This is a genomic window from Mesorhizobium sp. FG116 (assembly GCF_057809835.1).
On record NZ_JBMDKS010000051.1, the window covers coordinates 1 to 8,488 of the forward strand.

Annotated in this window: 9 protein-coding genes; 1 reads left to right on the top strand and 8 read right to left on the bottom strand. The window is 63.9% G+C overall.

The features are described 5' to 3' along the window. The 7 genes from ACODTY_RS22615 to ACODTY_RS22645 form a co-directional block, all read right to left on the bottom strand. The coding region (locus tag ACODTY_RS22615; RefSeq protein ID WP_488996428.1) for a dioxygenase at nt 1-599 on the bottom strand (599 nt) is incomplete at its 3' end. 23 nt (nt 600-622) lie between these two features. Continuing rightward, nucleotides 623-1,408: a glutathione S-transferase family protein gene (locus ACODTY_RS22620; protein ID WP_488996429.1), complete on the bottom strand. Its 786-nt coding sequence runs from the start codon at nt 1,406-1,408 to the stop codon at nt 623-625. Between the two features lie 64 nt (nt 1,409-1,472). Then, complete coding sequence (locus ACODTY_RS22625) at nt 1,473-2,519, bottom strand: branched-chain amino acid ABC transporter permease (protein WP_488996430.1); 1,047 nt, start codon at nt 2,517-2,519, stop codon at nt 1,473-1,475. Then, nucleotides 2,516-3,394, bottom strand: coding sequence for a branched-chain amino acid ABC transporter permease (locus ACODTY_RS22630; protein WP_488996431.1), 879 nt, complete (start codon nt 3,392-3,394; stop codon nt 2,516-2,518). The genes ACODTY_RS22625 and ACODTY_RS22630 overlap by 4 nt, the downstream gene beginning before the upstream one ends. Before the next feature lie 11 nt (nt 3,395-3,405). Then, complete coding sequence (locus tag ACODTY_RS22635) at nt 3,406-4,137, bottom strand: ABC transporter ATP-binding protein (protein ID WP_488996432.1); 732 nt, start codon at nt 4,135-4,137, stop codon at nt 3,406-3,408. Then, complete coding sequence (locus ACODTY_RS22640; RefSeq protein WP_488996433.1) at nt 4,134-4,880, bottom strand: ABC transporter ATP-binding protein; 747 nt, start codon at nt 4,878-4,880, stop codon at nt 4,134-4,136. The genes ACODTY_RS22635 and ACODTY_RS22640 overlap by 4 nt, the downstream gene beginning before the upstream one ends. 146 nt (nt 4,881-5,026) lie before the next feature. Next, on the bottom strand, nt 5,027-6,304 hold the full coding sequence (locus ACODTY_RS22645; protein ID WP_488996434.1) for an amino acid ABC transporter substrate-binding protein: 1,278 nt from the start codon (nt 6,302-6,304) through the stop codon (nt 5,027-5,029). 312 nt (nt 6,305-6,616) lie between these two features. Here ACODTY_RS22645 and ACODTY_RS22650 point away from each other — a divergent pair, with 312 nt between their 5' ends. Next, entirely contained in the window at nt 6,617-7,648 is a 1,032-nt protein-coding gene (locus ACODTY_RS22650; RefSeq protein WP_488996435.1) for a LacI family DNA-binding transcriptional regulator, read from the top strand. Between the two features lie 9 nt (nt 7,649-7,657). Here the strand turns inward: ACODTY_RS22650 and ACODTY_RS22655 are convergent, their stop codons facing one another. Then, entirely contained in the window at nt 7,658-8,230 is a 573-nt protein-coding gene (locus ACODTY_RS22655) for an NADPH-dependent FMN reductase (protein ID WP_488996436.1), read from the bottom strand. Nucleotides 8,231-8,488: the final 258 nt, after the last annotated feature.

The following is an 8,488-nucleotide window of genomic DNA, read 5'->3' on the forward strand; positions in this document are numbered from 1 at the left end:
TAGCCTGCCGGCTTCACCGACTGGAAATGGAACCTGCCGTCGGCGCCGCTGGTGAACTTGCCGCGAAGGTTGCAATCCTCCTGGGTCTCGTCCTGGTTCTCGTAGAGGCCGACGGGCGAGGCCTGCCAGACATCCAGCGAGGCGCCCGCCACCGGCTCGCCGTCGGGTCCGACGACCTTGCCGGAGAAGAACAGCGAGGAGCCGGGCGTGTCCGAGCGAGCGATGCAATCGCCGTTCGCGCACACCGGAGCGCCGCCCCGGTAGAACGGGCCGAGCAGCGCCGACATCGTCTCGCCCTGCATGCCGTCATTGTTGATCAGGTCGATCAGCGTCGAGGCGCCCAGCACGTCGGCCGCAAGCACCACCTCGTTGTGGAACTCGTTGGTGAGCTGGCCGATCTCGACGATCCAGCGCAGCGCGTACTCGAATTCCTCTTCCGTCGGGCGCGTTTCGAGCACGAACTGGTGCAGATGCGTCACCGCCGACGTCATGATCTGCTTAAGGCGGAGGTTGTCGGTGTTGTCCATCGCCGCAAGCACGGTCGGCGTGACATCGGCTTCCTTGGTGATGAGCTTGGGCGAGGTGCCGGTGTGGTCCATTTCAGTCTCCAATGCTTTCGAAGTCAGGCTTCGACAGGTTCCGCCCGCTTCGCGCCGGTCTGCAGATGCGGGTATTTCTCGGTCAGCAACGAGCCATGGTAGTAGGTCCTGGCGAAGGCCTCGGTTGCCCGGATGTTGTCGAGCCAGCGGCCGATCTCGGGGGCCTGGTCCCACATGTTGCCGAGATTGATGTCGTCCATCCTGACGATGACCGGCATGATCGAGATGTCGGCGAGCGTCATGTCCTTGCCCATCAGCCAGGGTCCGCCGCTGGCCGCGAGCCACGCCGCCATGCGGTCGATGCCGCGTTGCAGGCGACCGAGCGCCTCGTCCATGTCGGCCTTGGGGAAACCTGTCCGGCCCATCTTCATCAGGAATTCGCGGCGCAAGGGCTTGCTGTCGCAAAGCGCCTGGAATTCCTCCTCGGTCATCGCCTGGTAGTGCGGCAGGAAGGCGAGGTTGTAGGACGGCACCCGGATTGCCGGCGTCGGCACCTCGTCGATGAAGCGCATCATCGCCCGCATCTCCGCCGCCTTCAGCGGGTCGTGCGGCCTGAGCGGCGCGACGTCGCCGAGGATATCCTCGAGATATTCGACGATGACGGCGGAGTCGGTGACCGGAGCGCCGTCATGCAGCAGCGTCGGCACCACGCCGTTGGGGTTGATCGCGAGGTACTCGGGCCTGAGCTGGTCGCCCTTGAACAGGTCGAGCTTGTGTTCCTCGAAGGTCTTGCCCTTGGCGTGAAGGACATAGCGGACACGTTGGCTGCAGGTGGACTGCGGCGCGTTGTGAAGTACGAATTCCGGCATGTCTTTTTCCTCTCGCTGACTGCACGAGTTGCATTCTCAGGTCTTGGGGCTCAAAGGCCTCCGGCTAGTCCCAGTTGAGGATGCGCGGGAGCTTTCCGTTCCTGGCCAACGTTCCGACCAGCCCGAGCGGGAAGAACATCAGGCCGAGCGCCATCACCAGTCCGGTGCCCAGGATGTTGATTTCCGATGCGCCCATGGTGGCGACGAAAAGTTCGTTGAGCGCCACGATCAGGATCGCCCCGATGACCGGGCCGGCGATCGTGCCCTTGCCGCCGAGGATGCACATCAGCACCATGTTGGCCGAGATCAGGATGAGCAGGAAAATGTTGGGCCGGAGGTAGGTCAGGTACTCGCCCCAGACCGCGCCCGCCATGCCGACGAAGAATGCCGACAGGGCGAAGGCGACGACCTTGTAGAAGCGTGTGTCGATGCCGGCACTTTCCGCCTTGATCTCGTCCTTGGAGATGGCGCGCAGGCCGAGCCCGAACTTCGAGTGCTTGATCTTGTAGGTCGCCCACACGGTGAAGGCCGCGATCGCCACCATGGCATAGTAGTAGGGCACCTTGGACCACTGCACCGTCAGGTCGTTGGGCGGCAGGGTCAGGCCGTTGGCGCCGCCGATGAAATGCCAGTTGTCGAACAGGATGCGGGCGATCATCAGAAGCGCGATCGAGGAGATGATGAAGCTCGGGCCGCGCACCTTGAGGGTGACCATGCCGACCAGATAGCCAAGGGCGGCGGCGACCAGGCCGGCGAGCGGCGCGGTGATGATCGTGGAGATGCCGTAGCGCGCCAGGATCATGCCGGAGAAATAGCCGCCGACGCCGAAGAACACGGCATGGCCGAGCGAGACGTAGCCGGCGAAACCACCGAGAATGTTCCAGCTCGAGGCCATCGCGACATAGGACGCGGTGAACAGAACCAGGTGCAGCACGTAGTTGTAGTTGCCGTAGAACTGCAGCAGCGGCAGCGCGGCGAGGACGGCCAGCACCGCAATCGGGAACCACGTCGCCCGGGTCTGGTCGGCCTTGAGCGACAGTTTTTCGTTGTGGGCGCGGCGCGCCTCGATGACAGCGCTGGCGCTGGAGTCCTGGAGGGTGACGGCCATCATGCCAACTCCGGTTTTTCGCCGAACAGCCCCTGGGGCCGGACCAGCAGAATGATGAAAAGGGCGAGGAAGAAGGTCAGCGTCGACCAGGTCGCCCCGATCCAGGTGCCGACGAAGGCGGCGACCACGGAGAGGAACAGTGCCCCCACAACCGTGCCCAGGATGCTGCCCATGCCGCCGAGCACGACCACCGACATCAGCATGGCGATCCATTCCCAATGCTTGGCCGGGAAGAAGCTGAACACGAAGCTGACCAGCGATCCGGCAGCACCCGCAAGGCCGATGCCGATGGCGAAGGCGAGGATGCTGATGAACTGGACGTTGACGCCGAGCAGTTCGGCCGCCTCGCGGTTCTGCGTGGTGGCGCGGATGGCGTAGCCGAGCCGCGAATATTTGAGGAACAGCGACAGCGCGCCGATGATCGTAAGCGAGACGATGCCGGCATAGAACTGTCCCTTGGGGATGAAGACGTCGCCGATGAAGAAGGCAGCGGTGGCGTATTCGGGCGAGGTCACCCGCTGGGTGTTGGTGAACAGGCCGCCGAGCAGTCCCTCCACCATCATCGCCAGTGCGAAGGTGAGCAGCACCGTCATCTCGGAATATTTGGCGCTCTTGGCCTCGCGCTGGAACACCAGCCGGTAGAGCACCACGCCGATGGCGGCCATGATGGCGGCGGCGACCGGCAGCATGACGATCGGGTCGACGCCGAGCGTCTTGAAGGCGAGGTAGGTGATGTAGGCGCCGCCGATGATCAGCGACGGATGGGCCAGATTGACGATGCGCATCACGCCGAAGACAAGCGACAGGCCCGAGCCCATCAGAGCAATGACACCGCCAAGCGCCAGGCCCAAAATCAGTATCTGCAAAATCTCTGCCATGGTGTTCCCCGTCAGGCGGCTTTCTTGCCGCCGAGGTAAAGTTCCTGGATGCGCGGATCGGCCAGCACCTTGGCTGCCGGTCCTTCGAACAGCGTCCGGCCAAGGTCGAGCACGACGCCCCAATCGGCGTTCCTGAGCCCCATCAGGGCGTTCTGCTCGACCAGCAACACGGTGACGCCCTCGGCCGACATCATCTTCATGATGTCGAACATCTCCTGGACGATCTTCGGCGCCAGGCCGAGCGAGGGCTCGTCGAGCATGACGATGTCGGGCTTGATGATCAGCGTGCGCGCCATGGCCAGCGTCTGCTGCTGGCCGCCGGACATGGTGCCGGCATGCTGGTCGGCGCGCTCGCGCAGGATCGGGAAGCGCTCGAGGATGCCGTCGATGCGGCGCTCGAGTTCCTTCTTGTCATCGAGGATGAACCCGCCCATGCGTAGGTTCTCGCGCACCGTCATCTTGGGGAACAGCGCGCGTTCCTGCGGCACGAAGCAGATGCCCTTGCGCAGGATCTGGTCGGGGCGCAGGCCGTTCAGCCGCTCGCCCTTGAACACCACGTCGCCCCTGCGGATCGACAGCATGCCGCAGATCGCCTTGAGCAGCGTCGACTTGCCGGCGCCGTTGGGGCCGATGATGCAGTGGACCTTGCCTGGCTCGACAGTCAGATGGGCGCCGTCGAGGATGGCGGGGCCGTCGCCGTAGCCGGCGGTGATGTTGGTTACTTCCAGTAGCTTGGTCATCATGCAGCCTCGTCTTCGAGCACGCCGCCGAGATAGGCGTCGAGCACTTGCGGGTCCTTGCGGACAACTTCGGGGGTGCCGGCGCAGATGACCTTGCCATGCGCCATGACCACGACCTTGTGCGACAGCCGCATGATCAGTTCCATGTTGTGTTCGACGATCAGCACCGTCAGACCCTTGTCGTTGAGGGCGCGGATATGGCCGACGATCTCTTCCATCAGCGACGGGTTGACGCCGCCGGCCGGCTCGTCGAGCAGGATGATCTTGGGATCCGACATCAGCAGCGCGGCCAGGTCCATCAGCTTCTTCTGGCCGTAGGACAGGTTGTGGCCGTCCTCATGGGCGATGCGGGTGATGCCGAGGAACTCGAGGATCGACATCGCCTTGTCCTTTTCTTCCGACGTCATCGCCGGACGGAAAAGGCCACGCAGGCCGTCGACCTTGGACTGCACGATGACGTTTTCGATCACCGTCATGTCGCCGAGGTTGCGCGAAATCTGGAAGGTCCGGCTCAGGCCCTTGGCGGTGACCTTGTGTGGCCGCAGGTGATCGATGCGCTCACCGTCGAGCCAGACCTCGCCAGAGCTTGGCGCGGCCGTCCGGCTGATGCAGTTGAAGGCGGTCGTCTTTCCGGCGCCGTTCGGACCGATCAGGGCGGTGATCGACCCTCTTTCGACCGTGAACGTGGCACCGTCGACGGCCTTGATGCCGCCGAAATGCTTGCAGAGATTCTTGACTTCGAGCATCCGCCCGATCTCCCATTCCGAGTTGCGCCGGAACACCGGCGGTGGGCCGAGTTGCGCCGGCAAGCACCGGCGATGGGCCAGACTACGCCGGCAGCCGCCGGCGGTGGGGAAGACGCCCAGGTGGGGCGTCTTCCCTGCCTGTCGTCTCAGAACCCTTTCTTGGGGTAGCTGAACGGCGACACGCCTTCGAACTCGCCCGTCGGGTAGACGAACTTCAGCTCGCCGCCCTGCCACTGGGTCATGATGTGGGACTTTTCGACCGGCAGGCCGACCTCGTCCCAGGAGAAGCGGCCGAGCACGGTGCGGACCGGGTCGTCCTTGGTGCGCGCGTGCAGCCATTCGCCCATCTTGGCGTTGTCAGTGGTGCCGGCGCCGATCATCGCCTGCTCGATACCCTGGCAGACGGCGAACGGAATGGCGCTGTCCTCGTCCGGCTCGACGCCGTATTCAGCGGTGAAGGCCTTGACGAAGTCGGCATTGTTGAAGGGCTTGCCGGCCAGCGTGCTCTCGAACGGCACGTCCTTGTGCCAGGTGGTGTGGATCAGCACGCCGTCGGCGGCCTCCTTGCCCGTGCCCTCGATGAACTCGGTCTGCGCACCCTGGCTGAGGTAGACCAGCTTGGGCGTTGCGCCGACCGTCTTCAGGCTGCGCGTCAGTTGCACCGCCTCTTCCGCCGAGGCGGTCAGGCCGATGATCATCTCGGCGCCGGAGCGCTTGATCGAATTGGCGAGGTTGAGCCAGTCGTTGAAGCCTTCCTCCGGCCATTTCTCCTTCATCACCACTTCGATGCCGACATCGGCGAGATAGCCGGGCGCGAGATCGGCGATCTCCTTGTCGGTCGCCGGGTCCTTCACCTTCTGGCCGAGCAGGCCGGCTTCGATGGCATTGGCGAAGAAGTCGTCGGCGGAAACGACGGCAACCGTCTTCGGCGCCTGGCCAGCAGGAATGAGCTGCTTGATCACCGCGGCCACGTCCTTGCCTGTGTATTCGGCGGCATTGACCTGGAAGTAGAACAGGTTCTTGTAGCCCTGCTCATAGATGCGCAGCGCGCCGCCCGAAGGGATCGCGTGCACCATGTTGTACTTCGAAAGAATGCTGGCGACCGGGAAGGTCAGGCGGCTCGAAAACGTGCCGTAGACCGCCTCGACCTTGTCGACGTTGATGAAGCGTTCGTACTGGTTGATCGCGGTCGCCGTATCCGAGCGGTTGTCGCTGACGACCAGTTCGACCTGGCGGCCGAGAATGCCCCCGGCCTCGTTGATCAGCTTGGTGCAGAGCTCGTAGCCCCGCTTGTGCTTCTCGCCGCTGACCGACAATCCGCCGGTGATCGGCAGCGAGGCGCCGATTTTCAGATTTTCGGCGTGAGCCGCGCTTGCCATCAAGGCCGCTGCGGCTGCCGCTGCGAGCAATGTATTCAATCTCATACGCTTTCCTCCCGTTGGCGATCGACTGTATGTGCGGCCAGGCGTCTACCGATCGAGACGCGCTGGCTGGATTCGGTACCCCGACAGATCTCGTCCTGCGGCTTTGCCTGCTCCCTCTCGCGCACCTGTTGGGGTATCCGCTTCACCGTCCTCCCAGACGGTCAAGCATTCTGCCTCGATGCACAAGCTCCTCCGTGCAATCGATTGCGAGGATGAAGTACCACGGCCCCGCAAGGCGGTCAAGGAATTTTCGCAAACGATTGCGTGAGGCATGCCCGGTCTGTTAATTTGCGCAAATCAGGGGTTGTCAGCATGCGGCAGAAACGGATCACTCTTAAGGACATCGCGCGCGAGACGGGGGTACACGTATCCACCGTGTCCCGCGCCTTGGACCCGGTCGAGCGCAAGTCGATCACCGAAGAAGTCGCAAGCCGCATCCAGGCCGCGGCGGACGCGCTGGGGTATCGGCCGAACCGCATCGCCGCCGGACTGCGGACCAATCGCACGATGACGGTTGGGGTGATGATCCCCGACATCACCAACGTCATCTTTCCGCCGATCCTGCGCGGCATCGAGAGCGTTCTCGAACCGCTCGGCTATGCATCGATCATCGTCAACACCGACAGCGAACGTGACCGCGAAAGCCGACTCGTCGACGTTCTGCGCGACCGGGGCGTCGATGGCATCATCCATGCCGCCGTGCTGAGAAGCGACCCCACCATCGCCAAGGCGGCCTCCGACGGCCTTCCGGTGGTAACGCTCAACCGCATGGTCGAAAACTCCCAGATCCCCTACATCATCAACGACGAAGACGCCGGCATCTGCGAAATGCTTGGCCACCTCCGCGACCTCGGACATCGCGACATCGCCCATGTCGCCGGTCCGCAGGACCTGTCGACCGGCCAGCTCCGCCTCGCGGCCTTCCGCAAAGCGGCAAAAAGGCTGTCGATCGAGTTCCGTCCCGAACTTGTCGTCACCGCCAGGCGATTCGACGAGCAGGACGGGGCGCGCTGCGTCCAGGACCTGCTGGCCTCGGGCAGGAAATTCACCGCGATCCTGTGCGCCAACGACCGTCTCGCGCTGGGCGCCATCGACGAGTTGCGCGAGCAGGGCATCGACTGCCCGCGCCAGGTTTCCGTCACCGGCTTCAACGACATGCCCTTCCTGGAGCTGATCCGCCCGAGGCTGACCACCGTCAGGATCCAGTCGCATATCGCCGGATGCACCGCGGCCACCGTCCTGCTGCAGCTGATGAACGGCGAAAATGCCGAGAACGTGCCCATGGAGACGATCCTCCCCGTCGAGATCGTCGTGCGCGAAAGCACCGCCCAGGCAGCGCACTGACCGGGGCCGCTACCGGCTCGCTTCGGTCTTGGTGCGTTCGGCAAATTCGGCAAAGCCGCAGACGAAATCACGCAACTGATGGCGCACGCCATCGTCGACGACGGCACCGGTCTGGTCGAAGACGCTGTGCGCACGGGCGACGAGCATGCGACCACCGAACCATGGCTCGGATCCGAGCGTGCGCAGGACCGGAAGCCAGGCATTCTGGCTGAGAACCGTGCCGAAACCTCCGGCCGAGGCGCCGAGCACGGCAACGGGCTTGCCGCCGAACACGCGTTTGATGTCGCTCGCCGGCCGGCTCATCCAGTCGACGGCGTTCTTGAACACGCCGGGGATCGAGTTGTTGTATTCGGGCGTGAACAACATCAGGCCGTCCGCGCCGACAACGAGTTCCTTGAGCTCAGCGACCACGTCGGGAATGCCCTCCGCCGCCTCGACGTCGGCGTCGTAAAGCGGAATGCCCCGGATCGAGGCGGGGTGGAGCTCGACCCCTTCCGGCGTCATCGCGACCGCCGCCCGCAACAGGGCGGAGTTGTAGGAGCCATGCCTGAGGCTGCCCGAGATTCCCAGAAGTTTCGTCATGTCATGCACTCCACACCGTCATCGATTGCCGGGAGGTTGTCGCCTCCCGGCAGGTTGACGTTCAAACAAGCGGCTTCAGCTTCCCAATGTCTCCGGCGGCTCGACGGCGGTGAAGCCCGGGCCGTCTCGGTGGTTGCAGCAGTCATATCGTCGTTCTTGCGCCGCCCTATAAGAGCGCATTCCGGGACGCAGTGTTCTCAAAATCGGACCTGGCGGGGCAAATGCCTCGCCAGGCCTGTTGTCGTTATTTCTGCGAGT